This is a genomic window from Ruegeria sp. AB9 (assembly GCF_056542585.1).
Window position 1 is genome coordinate 1 of sequence record NZ_JBQGAA010000031.1, and the last position, 17941, is coordinate 17941.

General features: G+C 55.5%; 17 protein-coding genes and 1 pseudogene. 4 read left to right on the plus strand and 14 right to left on the minus strand.

Annotated features, from left to right (window positions below; all coding sequences use genetic code 11):
* Positions 1-153 precede the first annotated feature (153 nt).
* The 7 genes from ACR0K5_RS24590 to ACR0K5_RS24620 all read right to left on the minus strand — a co-directional run bounded on the left by ACR0K5_RS24590 (position 154) and on the right by ACR0K5_RS24620 (position 6255).
* On the minus strand, positions 154-498 hold the full coding sequence (locus ACR0K5_RS24590) for a RidA family protein (RefSeq protein WP_480632164.1): 345 nt from the start codon (positions 496-498) through the stop codon (positions 154-156).
* Between the two features lie 37 nt (positions 499-535).
* Entirely contained in the window at positions 536-1651 is a 1116-nt protein-coding gene (locus ACR0K5_RS24595) for an NAD(P)/FAD-dependent oxidoreductase (protein ID WP_480632165.1), read from the minus strand.
* The gene (locus tag ACR0K5_RS24600) at positions 1648-3045 is read right to left on the minus strand and encodes an FAD-dependent oxidoreductase (protein WP_480632166.1); all 1398 of its coding nucleotides are present in this window, start codon (positions 3043-3045) and stop codon (positions 1648-1650) included. Before ACR0K5_RS24600 ends, ACR0K5_RS24595 begins: the two co-directional genes overlap by 4 nt.
* A complete protein-coding gene (locus tag ACR0K5_RS24605) occupies positions 3032-3343 on the minus strand; it encodes a (2Fe-2S)-binding protein (RefSeq protein WP_480632167.1) in 312 nt (103 codons plus the stop codon). Before ACR0K5_RS24605 ends, ACR0K5_RS24600 begins: the two co-directional genes overlap by 14 nt.
* Positions 3344-3421: 78 nt before the next feature.
* On the minus strand, positions 3422-4414 hold the full coding sequence (dctP, locus tag ACR0K5_RS24610) for a TRAP transporter substrate-binding protein DctP (RefSeq protein ID WP_480632168.1): 993 nt from the start codon (positions 4412-4414) through the stop codon (positions 3422-3424).
* Between the two features lie 58 nt (positions 4415-4472).
* On the minus strand, positions 4473-5771 hold the full coding sequence (locus tag ACR0K5_RS24615; RefSeq protein ID WP_480632169.1) for a TRAP transporter large permease: 1299 nt from the start codon (positions 5769-5771) through the stop codon (positions 4473-4475).
* Between the two features lies 1 nt (position 5772).
* Positions 5773-6255 (minus strand): TRAP transporter small permease, encoded by a 483-nt coding sequence (locus ACR0K5_RS24620; protein ID WP_480632170.1) that lies wholly within the window; start codon positions 6253-6255, stop codon positions 5773-5775.
* Between the two features lie 118 nt (positions 6256-6373).
* Here ACR0K5_RS24620 and ACR0K5_RS24625 point away from each other — a divergent pair, with 118 nt between their 5' ends.
* On the plus strand, positions 6374-7315 hold the full coding sequence (locus tag ACR0K5_RS24625; protein WP_480632171.1) for a LysR family transcriptional regulator: 942 nt from the start codon (positions 6374-6376) through the stop codon (positions 7313-7315).
* A 457-nt stretch (positions 7316-7772) separates the two neighbouring features.
* Here the strand turns inward: ACR0K5_RS24625 and ACR0K5_RS24630 are convergent, their stop codons facing one another.
* From ACR0K5_RS24630 to ACR0K5_RS24650, 5 genes and pseudogenes are all read right to left on the minus strand, one after another.
* On the minus strand, positions 7773-7955 hold the full coding sequence (locus tag ACR0K5_RS24630; RefSeq protein WP_480632172.1) for a universal stress protein: 183 nt from the start codon (positions 7953-7955) through the stop codon (positions 7773-7775).
* Between the two features lie 316 nt (positions 7956-8271).
* A complete protein-coding gene (locus tag ACR0K5_RS24635; RefSeq protein WP_480632173.1) occupies positions 8272-9786 on the minus strand; it encodes a malonate--CoA ligase in 1515 nt (504 codons plus the stop codon).
* Between the two features lie 4 nt (positions 9787-9790).
* Positions 9791-10027 carry a malonyl-CoA decarboxylase domain-containing protein gene (locus ACR0K5_RS24640; protein ID WP_480632180.1) on the minus strand — a complete coding sequence of 79 codons (237 nt, stop codon included), beginning with the start codon at positions 10025-10027 and terminating at the stop codon, positions 9791-9793.
* Positions 10024-10173 (minus strand): annotated as a pseudogene (locus ACR0K5_RS24645) (TRAP transporter large permease subunit); the annotation flags it as partial. The gene ACR0K5_RS24640 and the pseudogene ACR0K5_RS24645, both read right to left, overlap by 4 nt.
* Positions 10174-10301: 128 nt before the next feature.
* On the minus strand, positions 10302-11468 hold the full coding sequence (locus ACR0K5_RS24650) for a helix-turn-helix transcriptional regulator (protein ID WP_480632174.1): 1167 nt from the start codon (positions 11466-11468) through the stop codon (positions 10302-10304).
* A gap of 350 nt (positions 11469-11818) precedes the next feature.
* On the opposite strand from ACR0K5_RS24650, the gene ACR0K5_RS24655 reads away from it, so the two are divergent.
* Positions 11819-13834, plus strand: a complete 2016-nt coding sequence (locus ACR0K5_RS24655) for a hypothetical protein (RefSeq protein ID WP_480632175.1) — start codon at positions 11819-11821, stop codon at positions 13832-13834.
* Between the two features lie 98 nt (positions 13835-13932).
* The gene (locus tag ACR0K5_RS24660; RefSeq protein ID WP_480632176.1) at positions 13933-15297 is read left to right on the plus strand and encodes a tetratricopeptide repeat protein; all 1365 of its coding nucleotides are present in this window, start codon (positions 13933-13935) and stop codon (positions 15295-15297) included.
* A 474-nt stretch (positions 15298-15771) separates the two neighbouring features.
* Here ACR0K5_RS24660 and ACR0K5_RS24665 read toward each other — a convergent pair whose 3' ends face one another.
* The gene (locus ACR0K5_RS24665) at positions 15772-15954 is read right to left on the minus strand and encodes a hypothetical protein (protein WP_480632177.1); all 183 of its coding nucleotides are present in this window, start codon (positions 15952-15954) and stop codon (positions 15772-15774) included.
* Positions 15955-16249: 295 nt separating this feature from the next.
* Between ACR0K5_RS24665 and ACR0K5_RS24670 the strand changes: the two genes are divergently transcribed.
* Entirely contained in the window at positions 16250-17710 is a 1461-nt protein-coding gene (locus tag ACR0K5_RS24670; RefSeq protein WP_480632178.1) for a hypothetical protein, read from the plus strand.
* Here the strand turns inward: ACR0K5_RS24670 and ACR0K5_RS24675 are convergent.
* On the minus strand, positions 17711-17941 hold a 231-nt coding region (locus tag ACR0K5_RS24675; RefSeq protein ID WP_480632179.1), incomplete at its 5' end, for an SH3 domain-containing protein. It lies immediately after the preceding gene.

The following is a 17941-nucleotide window of genomic DNA, read 5'->3' on the forward strand; positions in this document are numbered from 1 at the left end:
GGTCAGCCAATAAAGGTCGCTCATGTCACCGCTCCGTTTTTCAAAACGTGAATCACGTGGCACAACGAAAATCAATGCATCCTGACCCTAGCTAAGAAGGTCAATGGTCGAAAATTTGCGACAGATCCATTAGCAGACCGGACCCTTTCGGGTTCAAATTTCGGCCGCAGTAACGATAATCTCAACCTTCAATTCCGCACGAGCCAACTTGGCCTCTCCGCAAGCGCGGGCGGGTGCATGACCGGTTTCGACCCATGCATCCCAAACGGCGTTCATCTCAGCGAAATCCTTCATGTCTGCCAGCCAGACAACGGCTTGGAGAATGTGGTTCTTGTCAGACCCGGCCTGTTCCAGCAACGCGTCGATCCGCGAAAGGCAGTCTCGGGTTTGGTCGGCAACAGATTCGCCCGCCCCGACTTGCCCACACAGGTAGATTGTGCCGTTGTGTTTGACGATCTTGCTCATGCGTTGGCCGGTTTCCATGCGGGTTATGGTCATTTTTAGTATTCCTGCTGTGTGTGTTGACGAGATTGAGCTACAGAACTTTTCGGTCATATCGATCAATACGAAAAGCATTCAGCGCGAAGCGGGATTGCCCTTTCAGAACCAGATCTGCCATGACCTGCCCAACCACTGGGCCCATCTGGAACCCATGAGCAGAAAAGCCAAAAGCATGAAAGGCGCGGGCGGCGTTAGCAGCAGGTCCGATCACCGGCAAATTGTCTGGCATATATGCTTCGAGCCCCGCCCACATGCGGTTGATGGCAGCACGACGCATGATTGGAAAGAAATCAACCGTTGTGCGTGCAGCACCCACCAGTTTTGAATAGTCCAGCCGGGTCCGATTGTTGGAACGATCAGCAAAGCCTTTGGCCCCACCGCCGATCAGAACGGTGCCATTTTCAAACTGCTTGAAGCTAAGCTGCCGACTGACGGCACCTACGACAGGCTTGGCAAAATGCGGCATTCGGGCAGTGATCATCAGCATTGGTGCAGCGTGGCTGAGGGGAACATTGTCGCCGATCATCAGCGCGATCCTGTCGGCCCATGCGCCAGCGCAATTTACAACCGTGCCGGCCTCTAATCGGGTCGTCGTACCCTGCGCCAGCCAGCTATCTCCGATCCGGCGCAGGCCAAGCAGCTCTTCACCTTCGACGATCCGGGCTCCGTGGCGTTCTGCGGCAAGGCGGAACGCATTGGTCGCCATGTACGGGATAGCATAGCCATCCAGATCAGAGATCACCCCGCCCACGCAATCAGGATTCACATGTGGCAATCGTTCGCGCAATTCATCGCGGGAAATGATGCGTTCATATCTGTGACCTTCGGACTGCATCATCGCTTGGCGCGTGCGCAGAGTTTCCATGTCTTTTTCGCCAACGGCGATATTTATCAGACTCTGGCGACGAAACCCGGTGTCATGGCCCAGATCCTCCGACAGAGTTTGCCACATCTCCATCGAGCTCTTGGACAAAGGGACCTCGGCGATATCCCGCCCCAACAACCGCACGCCGCCCGCGTTTACACCGGAAGCATGGCGCGCGATATAGTCCTTTTCCAGAACAACTACGGACGCGCCTTGACGCGCCAGGTGATAAGCGGTCGCACATCCCTGAATGCCGCCCCCGATGATGAGTACGTCCGCGTTCATTCCGCTGCCCCTGCTGAGGCCGAATGGAACTGGCTCAGTTCGTCAAGCGTCAGCAACCGCTGCGGACTGCGCAGGCGATAATACCCGATTGTCTCGGGAGGATCGTTTCGCCACTCCGACAGCAACGCAGCCACGACATGTCCGCATTGGCGACCCTGACAGGGTCCCATTCCACAGCGGGTCTGCATTTTGAGCGCGTTTGGGTCCCTTGCGCCCTGATCAAAACCCGCACGCAACTGTTCAAGGCTTTGTTCTTCACAGCGGCAGACCACTGTTGTTGGGTCGGTTGGCAGGCGCAAGGCCTTGGTCGGCCGATACAGCCGATCGATGAACGCACGAAACGGTGTCATCCTGTCCAGGGCAGCCAGATCAGTGGCAGCCGCGCGATCCCGTTCTGCAAGCGTCAGGCGACCCAGCCGGTGAAGAACGTTCAATGCCGCCAAGCGTCCGGTGAAACGTGCGCCATCCGCACCGACAATCCCGGCCCCATCCCCGGCGACCGAGATGTGTGGGACTGAAGATTGACCAAATGCATCCGTCTTTACCTGCCAGCACAGTTGCTGCCGATTCCACTTATGATCCAGATCCATGGCGCGGGTCATGTTCAGGTTGGATTGAACCCCATGATGAAGAAAGATTGTGGGCGCTGCGATGTCGTGAGTTTTGCCAGCAGCGGTGAACCGTAAGCCTGTGGCGCGGCCATTGCCAAGAACCTGCAGCGCACTGGCACCTCTATAAGTTTTCACTCTGGCCCTTCGGATTTCCCGCAAAAGGGTCAGCCCTTTTTTCAACAAGGGTAAACAGCGCAGGGCGCGAGGCAGCATTGGGGCCGCGACAAGATAGTTGTGCCACGGGGTGGTATCTACTAACGCAGCCACCGGCACACCAAGCCTGAGGTATTGCGCAACGATCAGGTAAAGCAGCGGACCGGATCCGGCAAAGATGGCCCCTTCGGCGACGGTGGCGTCGGATTTGAGCATCACCTGCGCAGCACCGGCGGTCATCACGCCGGGCAAAGTCCAACCGGGAATTGGCATGGAACGCTCCATTGCGCCCGGGCATACAATCATTTCCCGGCACTGCAACTCATGCGTCTCGCCCTTGCGGGAAAACAAAATTCGGCCGTCATCACCGGCGTGCCAAACGTCGGCCTGGGAAAAATGAGTGGCGTCGGCTTTTTCGAACGCCTCAACCAATGCCGCGCCTTCGGTGTATTCGGACCCGAGTTTCCGTGCGTCGGGTAATGGGCTGTTTGCTACAGCACGATAGATTTGCCCTCCTGCTTGCACTCCGCGGTCCAGGACCGCAACACTGACGCCAGCTTGCGCCAGTTCCACAGCAGCAGACATGCCCGCTGGCCCAGCGCCGATAATGGCGCAGTCAAAGGCTTGCATCTTTTGCCTCAGTCGTTTCCTCGATGATTTGCGTTGCAACAACCATACCGTCGGCAACCAGCCTCAGGCAGGCTTGCTGATTAGGCAAACCGTCAATCTCTACCATGCATTCAAAGCACACACCCATGGCGCAATAGGCGCTTCGGTCTTCGCCCGACAAAGCTGCCTTCCGGGTGATTGTGTGATCGTTCACTGCCATGGCTGACCAGACTGACTGGCCAGCGTAGGCCTCGACCAGCTCACCATTCACCGTCAGCTGGACCCGTTCATCTTTGGAACTGCGTAAGGATCGAAACATCTGCGGGCTCCGGTTAAGGTTTTGGGCGGGAAAGGAGCCGGGAGGAAGCTCCTTTCCCTTGGTCAGGGCCGATCCGGTTTAATTACCAATCTTATCCAGGATCGACTGACCCCAATCCTGACCGACATCTTCGAGGACCTGCGGCCAAACCTGCGCACGAACATGTTCAGCGGTTGCAGCCAGTTCCTCATCACTGAGCGATACGATCGTGGCGCCATTATCAGCCAGTTTTTGTTCAAACGCGCCTTGATCTGCCTCGGCTGTTTCCCAGCGCTTGGCTTCGAATGCGACTGCCGCCTGTTCCAGCGCGGCACGGTCTTCATCACTTAGTTCGGCCAGCGTTCCCGAGTTGACGATCATGTACCAAACTTCGAAATGTGTGTTCACCGGCACATAGGTGGTGGTCACGTCGCGGAACGAGGCATAATAGCCTTCAGCACCCGAGCCCACGACACCATCGACCACGCCGGTTTGCACCGCGGTGAATGCCTCGGAAAACGGGATCGGCGAAGAAATGTACCCCAGAGCATCTGCGGTCAGCTGAAAGCTCTTGATACCGGGGACACGAACCTTGATGCCTTTGGCTGCAGAGGGATCACCAGGGTTCACGGCGTCGGTGTTCAGGGCGACACCGCCGAAATAGACCGGATAGGCTGCCAGCATGGTGATGTCCTGCTTGGCATACAGCTCTTTCATCGCGTCATAGATGGCACCGCCGGGGCCGTAGATCTGCTTGGCCTCGGCCCAATTGGCAGCCACATAGGGAAAGGCCGAGATCTGCATACGCCGATCCACTGCGGTGGCAGCGGGCTGTACGGCCATGTCGATAGCACCAACCGAGATGCGTTCCTGCACCGAGGTATAATCACCCAGCGCCGAAGCCGGGAACAGGTTCAGCTCAAGCGACCCATCTGTTGCAGTCTTCAAATCATCGGCAAAAACACGCAGTTCGTTGTCAATGGTTGCGCCCTGCGGGCGGATATGACTGATTTTCAGCGTCTCTGCCATCGCCATACCGGCCGTTGCAGTCAGCGCTGCAGCAACGCAGGTGGATTTCAGGAAGTTCATCATTAGGTTGTCTCCTCCAGGTGGATGATGAGTAGGGTTGAACGGTTCGGAATTCGATTTGTCAGTAGCCAAAGAAGCGGGGCAGCCACATCGACAGATCCGGCCAGAAGCTGGTCAGGAACACCACCGGCAGATAGCCCAGCAAAATGAGGGTCATGGCAGGACGAATGACCTTGGTCACCGGCACTTGTCCGATGCGGGCGCCCAGATACAGGATCGAGGCATAGGGCGGTGTCACCCCGCCCATAGCGGTATTGACGCCCATGATCGCAGCGAATTGGATCGGGCTGACGCCAATGGCCTGCATCAACGGCAGCAAGAGCGGGGCGATCAGGATGATGGCAGTGACGTCATTGACCACCATGCCCACCAGAAACAGCAAGATGTTGATCAGCACCAACAGCAGCGCCTTGTTTTCAGTGATGGCAAAGATCGCCTGAACGATGGCCTGCGGTACACTTTCCAGCACGAACATCTGCGACAGGATCATCGAAAACAGGATCATCAACATGATCGCGCCGACAGACGTGGCGGCCTCTTTGCCGGCTCCGAAGAAGGTGCGAACGTCCAAGCCCTTGTAGATCAGAAAGCCAACCGGGATAGCGTAGATCACTGCCACAGCAGCAGCTTCTGTCGGGGTCATGATGCCGCCGTAGATGCCGCCCAGAATAATCACGGGCATCAGCAGCGCCGGGGTCGCCTTTAGCCCACGGCTGGTGGCTTCGGCCACAAATTCGGCCCCTTTGGGCGCTTCGTTCAGCTGCAACGGGAACTTGCGGGCCATTCGGATATTGACCACCGAGAAGCTTGCCATGATCAACAAACCAGGACCAAGCGTGGCCAGAAAGCAGGCAAGGATCGACGTATCGGTGACCCAGCCATACACGATCATGGTAACAGAAGGTGGGATCAACAACCCAAGCAGAGAAGCATTGGCGATCAAGGCCGTGGCGTATTCGCGGGGATAACCCTGTTTCTCCATCTCGGGGATCAGCAGCGGGCCAATGGCCGCCACCCCAGTCAGACCAGAACCCGAAATGGCCCCGATCAAAGCGCAGGACACAGTGGCCACGACACCCAAGCCGCCACGCAGATGGCCGATGAAGATGTTGACGAAGTTCAGCAGGCTGGCTGCAATACCAGAGACACTCATGATCGTACCCGCCAAAACGAACAAAGGGATGGCCAGCAGCACCGGGTTGCCCAATTGCTGGAACCCCCAGAGCATGTTGCCCTTCATCACAACGTCACCGGCGTAGTACATCACCATCAGTCCAGCGCCAAAACAGTAGGGCAAAGGCACGCCCAGCGTTAGCAATATGACGAGAACCAGAACTGCAAACAGTGCAACCTCGATCATTTCAGGCTTCCTTCCGGGGGGCAGTTGAGACAAAAACGGCGCGAATATGGCCTATGAGGTGCCAGGCGGTAAAAACCATCATCAGAACCATCCCGGCAAAAAGCGCGACGTCGACGTAGAAGGTGGGCAGGTACAGAGTCGGGCTTTCGCGCCAGACACGGAGCGAGTATTTGGTGAAATTCCAGGCCCACATTGTCAGCCAGCATCCAACAATCAGGCTGATCACCTCACCAACGATGGCCAACACCTGATGCTGACGTTCCGTGGTCAGAAAAATCTCCAGCACGTTGGCGCGGATATGAGTGTTCTCGCGGGACGCGTTGACCGCACCCAGCATGTAAAGCCAGAGTGTCGGGTACAGCAGGCTTTCCTCAAGCCCCATGACAGGAATTTCCAGAACGTACCGTGTGATTACCTGCACAAACTGGCCCAGTGCGACCAAACAGATCAAAACTGTCAGCAGGACACTGAAGATGCGTGTCATGTTCCCCTCCCTCTGGGCGGTATGCAGGTTTTGCATCCGTGCCGAGGAAACTTGCTGGCCACACGTATTAAGTCAAAGCGATTAAATTGATTAATATATAGAGTTGCCTTATGGATTTATGAAAACGACAAGGATATCAACGCCCGTGAACCTGAGCTTCCGACAATTGCAAGCCTTCCGAGAAGTGATGCGCACTGGATCTGTGTCAGATGCGGCGCGAATCCTGGGGCGGACCCAACCCGCCGTCAGCGCTCTGATCGCCAATCTTGAGGCTGAACTTGGTATTGCCCTGTTCCGCCGTCAGCGCGGCAAGATGGCGCCTACACCCGAAGCAAAGTACTTTCTGGGTGAAGCCGACGCGATCCTGGACAGGTTGGCCCTATCCACTCGTACAATGCACGAAATCGGCACCATGTCGCAGGGACGGCTCAACATCGCCTGCATGCCGGCTGCCGCGTTAGTAGTAATGCCTCAGCTTATCGCGGCGTTCCTCAAAGACAAACCAGACGTAAAGGTCTCGCTCATGATGCGGGGCTCTCAGGTAATCGAAGAATGGATCGCTTCGCAGCAATATGACATCGGGGTGACCGAGACCTCGACCAAATCCAACGCCACGTTGAGCGAGGATTTCGAAATGGCTTGTGTCTGTGCGTTGCCTGCTTCGGATTCGCTGGCCAGCAAAACGCAAATTACCGCAACTGATCTGGATAACGCGCCTATGGCCGCCCTGCCCGAAGGTCATCCCAACCTCATCGACACTCAGGCGGCTTTCAAATCTATGGGTGCACGGTTCAATCAGCGGTTCGAACTGCGGAACTTTCACCCGGCCATGACGTTGGTTGAAAACGGGCTGTGTTACTGTGTATGCGATCCGATCACAGCAGCCGGCCATATCGACGCACTGGGTAGTGAAAGCGGCATTGTCTTTCGTCCCTTTGCGCCAAGGGTTGTGTTACAGGTATCCGTTCTTCAGCCGGCTCATCGACCGCCATCAATCTTGGCTGAGAGTTTCAAGTCACTACTCAGTCTGGAGCTTCAAAGAATTCACAGGCTTTTTTAGGATATGTTGACCAAAGGGATTCACGTCGAGCAATTGGTATGATTCAGGCCGATATCTACGTTGAGCGCGACCCTGTATTACAGTAAGGCCGAAGTGACTATCGCGCGCATGTTTTGCGGGATTTCGTCAATCGGGCCCATCGCGTTCACACAGCGAAGAGCGGATTTTCCAGCGAAAGAATTTATCAGAAGCAATGTCTTATCGTGATAGGCGGTCAAACGCGTGGCGACAGTTTCGGCAGTGTCGTCAGGGCGCTGCTTGAAATTAGTTCCACCGCAGACACAGCATTCAGCTTCTGCATTGGGCGTCTTGAGTGTGTCGTGGTATCCTTCACCGCACCCGTCGGGCCAAGTACGATCAGTACGATGGAAGCACTTTTGTCCGAGCGTTTGCTTTCGCAGCAGTACAGGTACGACTTAGGGTCACCTGATGGCGTGTACCGCGCAGTGTGCGTGTCTTAGGACGTGCGCCGCAGTTGACCCAGAAGATAGTCCTGCAAACCGGGCCGATGGCTCGCAATGACGATGCAATCGGCTTGACGCGACGTGGCGCAATCGAAGATTCCACGACCTGCATGACCTTCGACAATTTCAATATCGGCACCTGCCACCTCATTCAGAAGCGGTTTCAACTTGTCCATGATGGTGGCTTTAGCCGATTATAGGTGGTTTGCGGGCAGCAGATCGCTGGTATATTGCGGCAGACACTCAATCACATGCAAAAGTGTTATGCGACCTCCTTCCGAGCGAAGCGTTCTGCGCGACAGCAACCGCTTTCTGCGCATCGCGATCAGTGTCGAATGAGACGGGAACAAGAATTTTCTCATACATATTGGGGAACTCCGAGAGGCAAAAAACCAACGGCCAGAACGCAAAACGTTTGTGTCGGCTCTGGCCGTTGAAGAAGGACCCGCAGCGTTGTCGAGAAGACGGGCCGTCGGGGCGGGGCCCGTCGTCTTACGCGGTTACAAACATGTCCTTGTACTGGTCACGCAGTATGTTCTTTTGGACCTTGCCCATCGTGTTGCGGGGCAGTTCATCCAGTTGAATCAGCTTACGCGGATGTTTGAATCGCGCCAGACTGTCACGCACGGCGCTCATCATTACGTCCAGGTCCAGGGACTGACCCGGCTCGGCCACAATCACACCCAATACGGTTTCGCCAAAGTCGGGATGCGGCACACCGATCACCGCACTTTCCAGCACACCCGGCTGGTCGTCCAGAACCAGCTCGATTTCCTTGGGATAGATGTTGTAGCCACCCGAGATGATCAGGTCCTTGTTGCGCCCAACAATATGGACGTACCCATCTTCATCAATGCGACCCAGATCGCCGGTGATAAAGAACCCGTTCTCGCGCAGTTCTGCAGCGGTTTTCTCCGGCATTTGCCAATAGCCCTTGAACACATTCGGGCCACGCACCTCGATTTCGCCAATCTCGCCTCGCGGCAAGGGGGAGCCTTCTGAATCGCAGATTTTCAATTCAACCCCCGGCAAAGGAAAACCCACCGTTCCCGCGCGGCGGTCGCCGTCATAGGGGTTTGAGGTGTTCATGTTGGTCTCGGTCATGCCATAGCGTTCAAGAATGCGGTGACCAGTACGACCTTCGAACTGCACATGGGTTTCGGCAAGCAGCGGGGCCGAACCAGACACGAACAGGCGCATATGGGCAGTCAGATCCCTGGTGAAACGGTCGTCGCCCAAGAGACGCGTGTAGAAGGTTGGTACACCCATCATCGATGTGGCACTGGGCATCCTGTCTATGATCTGGTCCAGATCGAATTTGGGTAGCCAGATCATGCGTCCCCCTACGGCCAGCATTATGTTGGTTGCCACAAACAGCCCATGGGTGTGAAAGATCGGCAACGCATGCAGCAGCACGTCATCGGACGTAAAGCGCCACTCTTCAACCAGTGTGTGCGCATTCGACAGCAGGTTATTCTGGGTCAACATCGCGCCTTTCGACCGGCCTGTGGTCCCCGATGTGTAGAGGAACGCGGCCAGATCTTCTCCGTCACGGTCGGCGGTTTCGAAACTACCGGGCATGGCCGCGGCCAGTTCCATCAGGGAACCGGTCCCATCGGCGTTCAGGGTTTCGACCTTGGCCCCCAATTGCGCAGCGACAGGTCTTAGCTTTTCTTCATTTCTGCCATCGCAGACGATCAGAGACGCGCCGCTGTTTTCGATGAAATAAGTCAGTTCATCCGCCGTGTAGGCGGTGTTCAGGGGCAGGAAAACCAGGCCGGCCTGTGCGCAGGCTGCATAAAGCGCCAGCGCTTCGGGCGACTTCTCGATCTGCGCCGCAACACGGTCGCCGGGTTTCAGGCCCAACTGAGTTGCAACATGCGCGATTTGCGCTGCAGTGTTCAGAAAACCCTGATGAGTGACGGCTGTCCCATCCAGCAGAAGCAAAAAAGGTGTATCTTTGCCAGCATGAATGCCGAACAGGCCGTCATAAAGAGGGTTAGCCATGAGTTTACCTTTCTTGTGGTGAAGGGAGTGAGGCGGATGCAGCAATGGATTTGACCTCGGACGAGGCGATCACCTCGCGGGTGTTGGCAAATTGCTCGTGATTCTGGACCACGCGGGTCAGATCATAAAGATAGTTGACCGTAGTTCCACCTGGTTGGGTCGTGTCTTTGTCCGAAGTATCGGCGTCGGCAAGAACCGCGTGAACAAGCGCGCCGTTACCCAGATGAAACCGCGCAACCAGATCGGGTCAAAACCAGCGGCGGTGATGATCGGTAGCAGGATCGGGGCCGCCATCAGGATCACCGCCACCGGCGGCAGGAAGAATCCGGCAATCAGCAGGAACACGTTAACCGCGCCCATCAGCACCCAGTGGTTTACGTCGAGAGTAAGCGCGCTGTGCAGCTGATTGTGCAAGGTCAACACCTTGACGATGCCGTACACATTTCTTCCTTGCCGCTTTAACGTTCAGAACAGTGGTTCAGCGGAAATGCAATGTGAATCTACAAGAGGCTCGGTTAATTCACTGTTTTGTCCGGCTGTTCCACGGGTAGGTCGGCGCTCATCGCCAGGCGGACAAGCTGACTTTGAGAGTTGGTGCCGGTTTTATTCATGACCGAAGCAAGCTGATTGCGTGTGCTGCCCTCGCTCACATCGCGTTGCTCGGCGACTTCGCTTATCGACGCGCCATTAACAAGCAGTTCACAAACTTCGGCTTCACTGGCCGTCAGACCACAAATTTCTTGCAGTGATGTAACCGACAAGTGGTCCTCCGAAGCAGGGTCCTTGACGATCAGAGCTGCAAAGCCTTCCGCTTCGGGCGTGCCGGTCAAGAGCGGCGCGAGGGCACAGAGATTGGCCACGTAAGGCAACTTCTTGGACGGGCGATCGACAGTGAACCGGATATCACCTCCACTATCAAACCGGCCCGAGGTGATTTCGCGGAGCCCTGAATGGAAGTCCGCCTGCGCATCCTGGGCCATGGCAGAGGTGCGCAATATTCCGGCCCGGCTAAGGGACAGCCCGTCGCCTTGCTGAAGAATGCCGTCCAGCCGGTTGTTTTTGTGAATCAGCTCTCCAACCGCAGTCAGAATGCCGATACCGACCTTCATCCTGTCCAGAACCGATGCAACAGCGTTGAATCGAACCTGTAGCAACCGGAAAGGCCGCAGCATTTCCAAAGCCACTGCGAAATGTTGTAAGTAGGCGGTCAAATCCTGGGACCAGTTTGGATTGAAACCCGGATGCCCGGTCGGAAAGTTCAATGCCATTGCATCAGAGAAAACAGGTGTTTCGGACAAACGGGCAATGCACCGCCGTTCAACCCCAAGGTGTTCGCTGCTCCAGACGTTTGCCGGAATTTCCGAGGACGGCATTCCGTAGCCCTCCTCATCGGTAACAAATTGGAATCGTTTCCGGGTTGCCAGACCTTTCTGAATGATCAGCTGCTCTTTTGGAGCGAATTTTTCAATGAACTCCTGCGTTTTGACGGCACGCACCGGGTCCAGGTGGTATGGGCTGAGATAAACGCCACTCAGGACAGGCTCCGCGTGGTCATTCAGCAGCACTTGAGCCGCTGCCGCGCCATAGCGCGCGGCGAATTTTTCAAGCGGTTGAGAGAATGGGGAACTGTCCGTTACCGATCGGTAAATATGACTGATGAGGTCATGGTCTACTATGTTCATCTCTGCCTGTACTTCTTGGGTCTTTCCGAAAGTTTGGACCGCAAGGACAGCATAAGGCTTTGTATCAGGCAAGAAATTTCCACGGTATGTGCCAAATTGCACATGAAAGACGGATGCCTTTCCATTGAATATGTGCATTCTGGTGATTGTGGACGCGGTTTGTTCTGTTCAGGTCGCGCGATCTGGAGGTGGGGCTGCATCATGCAGGCATCCCCTTCAAGACAGGCAAAAAGAAAAAGGTGTTGGCTTTGATCGAGCGATTGAAAACACTGGTGAAATTCTGTGCTCTTGCATGTGTTTCTTCCGCAAATATGGTTCTTGCAGAAACGCAAACGAGCTATTCCTTTGAATTGACCGGATCTGTAGATGGGTCTTGCACGCCTTTCTTCGGCTCGACCGAATCCAGAGAAGGTCTGGGGATCAAATACCAGGTCGAACTTGAGCTTTCGTTGCTGCTTAAGGAACCGGTCATCATGTCCCATCTGGCCTGGGGGCTACAACCTTGGGGAAGTGCGTGTGTCAGACCATACGGGCAATCGGACTTTGTCGAAGTCCGCGACATTGCCGAGATCGACCCTGAAGGCAAAGCGCGGCCCTACAATATCGAGCTTGCTGCACGGATCGACAGCCCGGCCATTTCCGGGGGAACGGTTTATATGCGGTTCAACACCGGGTCCCTGTCCGAAGAACCCGGCGAGCCCAGCTACAACACGCCGGGTGCGCGAAACTGGGACCGGCTGTTTTTCCGCATGTCGAACCAGTCTGCCGAATTTCAGGACGAAAGCCTGTATCGGCACCTGACGGTGGACGAGGCAAAAGAAATCTACACGCAGGGGTTCTCGGTCGGAAAGCTCCATGTTGTGCGTGTGGACTTCGACCTTGTCGTGCTGAAAAAGCACTTCTCTGAACAAGCACGCAAAGCCGAAACCATCACCTCGACAGTCCAGCGTCTTGCCGCCTGGGGGCAGGCGAATATCCCCGATTACCCGGATGTCCTGCCGAAGCGGATTGCGGAGAATGCTCAATTGCCCGGGCCCGAGGCGGTTCGGGAGCAAATAGCGTTGATCAAGCAGATGCAGGAGTATCACACCAGCGTTGCGGCCACGGGCACCGACCAGGAAAAGGCCGAGGCCGAGCAGGTAAATGCCGGGGTGAGCATCTTTCTGGACGGTTTAGACTCCCCGGAAGGCAGCCCTTTGTTAGACGTGCTGAACGAAGACCTTGCCGAACAAGCTACGGCCGAGTTGGACCTGATTGCTCTGGCAGAACAAGAGATGTTGGAGCACCTGAACGCGCGAAAGGTCAGTCTAGTCCCTGAATCGCCCTATGAGTTCATCCATTTCCTCTCAGCCGATCAGCAAATTTCAATCAAGGTTCCGGAGTTTGCGTGCGGAGACTGGAATGTAACAGAGGAAATCCGGCACCCGGAGATTTTTCGATATGAAAAAAGCCTGCTGTACGAAAGCAATCGGACCTCGGTTTCCGAGGTATTCTATCTGAACGACTATTTTGTCTGTGCCACGGTTCGTCACAGTGAACCGGATTACAAAGATACCAAGCTGAACTGGTCCTTTCAGTTGGAATTGTTTGATCAGAACGGTGCGAAGGTGTCAGAACGGAACATTTCGTTTCCTGACAATAACTACGAATTTGATGTTTATGCTTCTGGAGACCCAGAAGACCAAAGGCTGTTTCTATTGGTCCGTCAGTATTGGGGCTGCAGTTGCAGCGATGACGAAGGATCCCGAACCCAGAGCTTCATTTCGGCGGCCATTCCCATCGAGCCCGCGTTGGATTTCACGTTCGGCCCGCCGGTGAAAGCCGACCAGCCCGGCTTTGTACGCGACGTCTGGATCAAAGGGGAGCCGCGGTTGTTGATTGGGAGCGAACGGCAAGAAACGATAACCCTGACCGACTTTGACCTCAGCACCTCAACGTTGGTTGCTTCACGAGGGTCTGGAGGAGAATACAGCACGCAAGATCCTGATTTCTGGTTTTTGGATTTGACGAACTATGTGGTTGTATACCCGGCATGGTATGCGGGACCCAAGTGGGCGAGCCATGTCCAAAACGGCACGGACACTCCCATTTCTCAACGGGATGATGACAAAACCTGGGTAGGAAACAAAATGCCCGGACTGGACGGTACTATCCTTGGGCTCAGTGGGGACGACGACAAACCAGATACCTATTATCGGAAAGAAAAACGTTGGATGTCCATTGGCCAGTTCGATGGGTGGGCAAATGGATATCTGTACCGCATCGAAGAAAACGCTTTTGTTCTTTTTGACAGCTATGGGAATGAAGTTGATCGCGTATCGGGGAAAGTACTCCTGCGCGGGGGAAGGATTTTGATGTCGCAATGACCGATCTGTTTTAGGTCGAAATAGCCCTGTAACGCCAAATCAAACCATAACCTGACCCGTAGAGGGGTCACACTATTCAGAGCGGGAGTGCCGATGTGATGAAAAATTTAGCTGCAGGGGCGATCTCGGTGCTGCTTGCGACCAGTGCGTATGCGAACCAATGTCGGGACTTTCTGACTGGAAACAACGTGGGCGGACTGGACCCTGCGGACCATCTGGCCCTGCTGGGCGCCCTTGCGGCGTCACCCGAGAACTGTGCCCATTTTGACGAGATCGTTGCAGTCAAGACGGACGGCGTAGACTGCGACCGTGTATGGCAGCTTCAGGATCAGCTGGCCGACGCCTCTTTTACAGCTTTGCTGGACGCTGAGCTGGAGCAATGCCCGGAACCGGTGCCCGAAACAGCCGGAGGCGAGGATACCAACAGTGTGGACGAGAATATTCTGGCCATGCTGGACGGGCCGCTTCTGTCGCGCGACTCGCTTGAGGAACTGGCGAACTTGCCCGTTGGGTCCATCGACCGCGAGCTTTATGGCCGGGAGGTCAACTGCATCAAAGCCGCCGCCGCTCATGGTCAGATGCCTGCTTTCCGGGGCGTGAATTTCAAGGATATCGACGTGGACTTCGCTCTGGCAGCCTGCGAGACGCTGCCGCACGACCCGCGCGCCGACATCCACCCCGAAGCGCTGGCCACATATGCCCGCGCGCTTTCGAAAGACCTGCAGTATGACCGGGCACGGGTCATTGCGGAACAGGCCGCAGAAGGTGGCAGTCGTCTGGCCATGAACAGCATGGGCTGGCTATATAGCGCCGGAAAGTCAGTTTCCGAGAACCAGGAGGCCGCGTTCGCGTGGTACAAGAAGGCCTCGGACCTTGGGTTCGGGATGGCGACACACAATGTTGGATCCATGTACGAAAACGGCGAGGGCGTGGCCAAGGACATGTCCAGGGCGTTGGAATACTACCGAAAATCGGCTGACGAGGGTTATCCCACGGCTCAACGTAAGATGGGGCAATTATACCGAGAGGGTGAATTGGTGCCGCGCGATATGAACAAGGCCATTGCCTATTTTCGGGATGCCGGTGCATCGCGAGACCCGCTCTCGCTGGCCCGACTGGGCTACATCAGAGCGAACGGAGAACATGGCACGCCGGTTGATCTGGAACGGGCGTTGGTTCTTTACGAATTGGCATCAGACCTTGGCAATGCCTGGGCGCAGCACAATGCAGCATCCATGTATTTCCACGGTAATGGGACCGAGCCTGATATCACCCGTGCCGCATATCTTTGGGGATTGTCAGCAGATCAGGGTTACGTGAAATCCCAACGTAAACTTGGTTACCTGATGTTGGAAATCGGGGAGATTGAAGCCGGGAAAGTGCTGTTGCAGCTGGCGGCCGATGAAGGCGACGACGTTTCACAGCGCCTGTTGAACCAACTGAGGCAGCAAAATTCTGATTGAAACCGGTACAAAGGGGAGTGTCACGTTGTTTTTAGGCGCCAATGAAGCGGTCATTCTGCGGCACTTCAATCGCCCGGTTCCATGGCACAATCGCTCCAGCGCCGAGGCGCGTTGGCCCTGCTCCAATGGCAGGATAGCGAAGCCGAAGTTTGCGAGATGCTTGTAAACGGCACAGACCGTTCGGGATATTACGTCTCGGCGCGACGTCGACGAAGGATGTACCCACAATCAACTAGCAGCCGTCATGCAGAAGACCCGCGCCAACTCGCAAAGTCAGTTCATCCGTCTTCCGCTGAGCGCCGACTTGCCAGTGGAAAAGCCAAAAAGCTGAACCTTTACAAAGGAACCGGACCCAAAGGGCTCTGTGGGCTACAAAAAAACGATGCGACATGTGCAATCTGACACATGAACCTGGTTGACCCAGATGAAATCCTGTGGCCGGGCCGGATGGCTCGAAGTCACTGAAGACAAGGTTCAAAAGAAATGAAAACTATCCTGAGCGCCGCTTTGCTCGTTATCATCCCGCAGGTATCCTTGGCGTATTGCCAATCCCACAGCACCTCGATCGACAAAGGCGACACGATTTGCTTTAAAAGTACGCACAAACAGTACAAATGCACGACCAATCGCGGCCAACCGTATTTGAAGTTCCTTCAAAATGTTTCTTTGAAGTCTTCACTCAACGATTCCAGCATCTGCAATCATCTTGATGGTCGCAATTCGCGTCCAAACGGAAAACCCTATGGTACCGATTACGGCTGGTAGGGCCTGGTTTGAGCAGGGCAACTGATCGACTGTTTCCTGCCGCGAACCTGCCTGACAAACGGGCGCGGCGGGAATTCTCTGCGGGGGTGCTCCGATGGGGGGCGGTCAATCTATAGCTGATTATTGCTCTGTGAGATCACTCTGGTTAGGGTGATGCAAATTCCAAAATCAATAGAAAGCTAAACTATTGAAATCGAAAATATTCTTTGTTGCCGGATTATTGCTGTTGTCAGCGACCAATCTAAATGCCGAGGTTATTGAGCGCCCTGATCTTTCAAGGCATGTGAGCGAGCTCAGACCCATTTTCCCGGGCACGTCGGAGTTGGAATGGACTTTACCCTGCGACGACGAAGAGTGTCCGCCAGTTGTTGAACTATCCGGAGACATTCGCGCAGGCGATGCAGAAAAGCTGTATGAAGCACTACGGCTAGGATTGAAGGTTGCATTGAATTTTGACGGTGGAGACTGGGACGAAGCGATGAAAATCGCGGCCGAGCTTAACGCGCTGAAGTCCGGCGAAGGCAGTTGGCTGATTGACGATCTGATTATTCTGGATGAGGCCCGATGCGCCGGTGCCTGTGCGGCCTTGTTTATCGCAGCCGGTGGCAGCCAGATTGAAACTGGCGGCATACTGGACCTGACGATGCCAGCCGGAAACCGCAAGCAGCGAAAGCAGTTTCATGAATGGCTGGCACGACAGCTAGAGGCACAACCGAGTGAATCCCCACGCCGACGCTTGCTGGCGCGGGCGCTGCGGGCCTCGACCCTTGATGAACCCAAAGGAGAATTGACCGGGGATATCGACGGCTGGCATGCGGGCCTTATTCCAATGTCCAGCGGGCCGGAGGCCAGATTGGCGATGCCCGGTGATCTGAGAATGGAACAGGTGGCTCTTTTGTGCAATTCAGCAATTTGGAACGGGCCGCGATCAGAAATCAGCAATGCGTTCCGTGCGGGCGGTATCGATGCGATAGATTCCACCAACGACTTCAACCCGCATTTCTTCGAATTCGAAAATATGCAGTCTTCGCTTGTTAACGTCATTGGTGACACCGCAATGTCCTCTGCAGGCAGTGCTGGTTTGACCTTTCCCAGCCACATAGGCGGGGGGTTCGACAGTGTTTATTACAATTGGGGCTGTTCCATCACGGCGCTTGGGACGGGTGGTTTCTGGATGGATGTCGAGCCGGACACGACGACCTGTTCGGAATTGGGACAAAATCCCGACGGGCCCGGCGGGCTGTGCCCCGCTGAGACGGCGGCTCAAAGCAAGCTGACATTGGGATTTCTGGCCGCCTCAATCGGGTGCGGTCGGGACACCGAAAAAGAATGGCTGAACTTTGTCGAAACCCGTTTTTTCGACTCTGTAAAGGCTTGGTTCAGTGACACTATCCTTGACCTGCTCAGTGAGGTCGAAATTTATGACCCGTCCGCGGTACATATCAAAGCTTCGCTTCAGTCGCCGCAGAGCAAACTTAACGGCGACGGATCTGGTGGAGAGTTGAGACTGACGGATCGGTGCGAGTATTCTGACGATCTGTTGTGGGTAGAAGTCGAAAATGTGGCCACTAATACCACCGGGTGGCTGACCTTCGAAAATCTACGTCTGAACTCGATGTGGCCGTTGCTGGCGACAAGGCCGGACTGATCAACCCTCGGGAGGTTCAGTCGGTCGCCGATGATCCAGATCGACCGGAGGTTCCGGGAATGCCATCCAGCCGGTGGCATTTCCGGCCTGTATCGCACACCAGCTTTCATCGCTTTCACCAGCGGCGCACCGATATACCCAAACTTCGGTCAAACCCTTGGGCAACGTGGCGATGACGGGCATGTCCCAGGATGCCCCCGCGCGCAATTCGTACTCACCCAATGAAGCAGC

Bases quoted from the DNA above. Each gene is read 5' to 3' on its own strand.
- ACR0K5_RS24595 (WP_480632165.1), bottom strand. From the start codon at position 1,651: ATGAACGCGGACGTACTCATCATCGGGGGCGGCATTCAGGGATGTGCG.
- ACR0K5_RS24615 (WP_480632169.1), bottom strand. From the start codon at position 5,771: ATGATCGAGGTTGCACTGTTTGCAGTTCTGGTTCTCGTCATATTGCTA.
- ACR0K5_RS24650 (WP_480632174.1), bottom strand. From the start codon at position 11,468: ATGAACATAGTAGACCATGACCTCATCAGTCATATTTACCGATCGGTA.
- ACR0K5_RS24630 (WP_480632172.1), bottom strand. From the start codon at position 7,955: ATGGACAAGTTGAAACCGCTTCTGAATGAGGTGGCAGGTGCCGATATT.
- ACR0K5_RS24620 (WP_480632170.1), bottom strand. From the start codon at position 6,255: ATGACACGCATCTTCAGTGTCCTGCTGACAGTTTTGATCTGTTTGGTC.
- ACR0K5_RS24590 (WP_480632164.1), bottom strand. From the start codon at position 498: ATGACCATAACCCGCATGGAAACCGGCCAACGCATGAGCAAGATCGTC.
- ACR0K5_RS24600 (WP_480632166.1), bottom strand. From the start codon at position 3,045: ATGCAAGCCTTTGACTGCGCCATTATCGGCGCTGGGCCAGCGGGCATG.
- ACR0K5_RS24660 (WP_480632176.1), top strand. From the start codon at position 13,933: ATGAAAAATTTAGCTGCAGGGGCGATCTCGGTGCTGCTTGCGACCAGT.
- dctP (WP_480632168.1), bottom strand. From the start codon at position 4,414: ATGATGAACTTCCTGAAATCCACCTGCGTTGCTGCAGCGCTGACTGCA.
- ACR0K5_RS24635 (WP_480632173.1), bottom strand. From the start codon at position 9,786: ATGGCTAACCCTCTTTATGACGGCCTGTTCGGCATTCATGCTGGCAAA.
- ACR0K5_RS24625 (WP_480632171.1), top strand. From the start codon at position 6,374: ATGAAAACGACAAGGATATCAACGCCCGTGAACCTGAGCTTCCGACAA.
- ACR0K5_RS24605 (WP_480632167.1), bottom strand. From the start codon at position 3,343: ATGTTTCGATCCTTACGCAGTTCCAAAGATGAACGGGTCCAGCTGACG.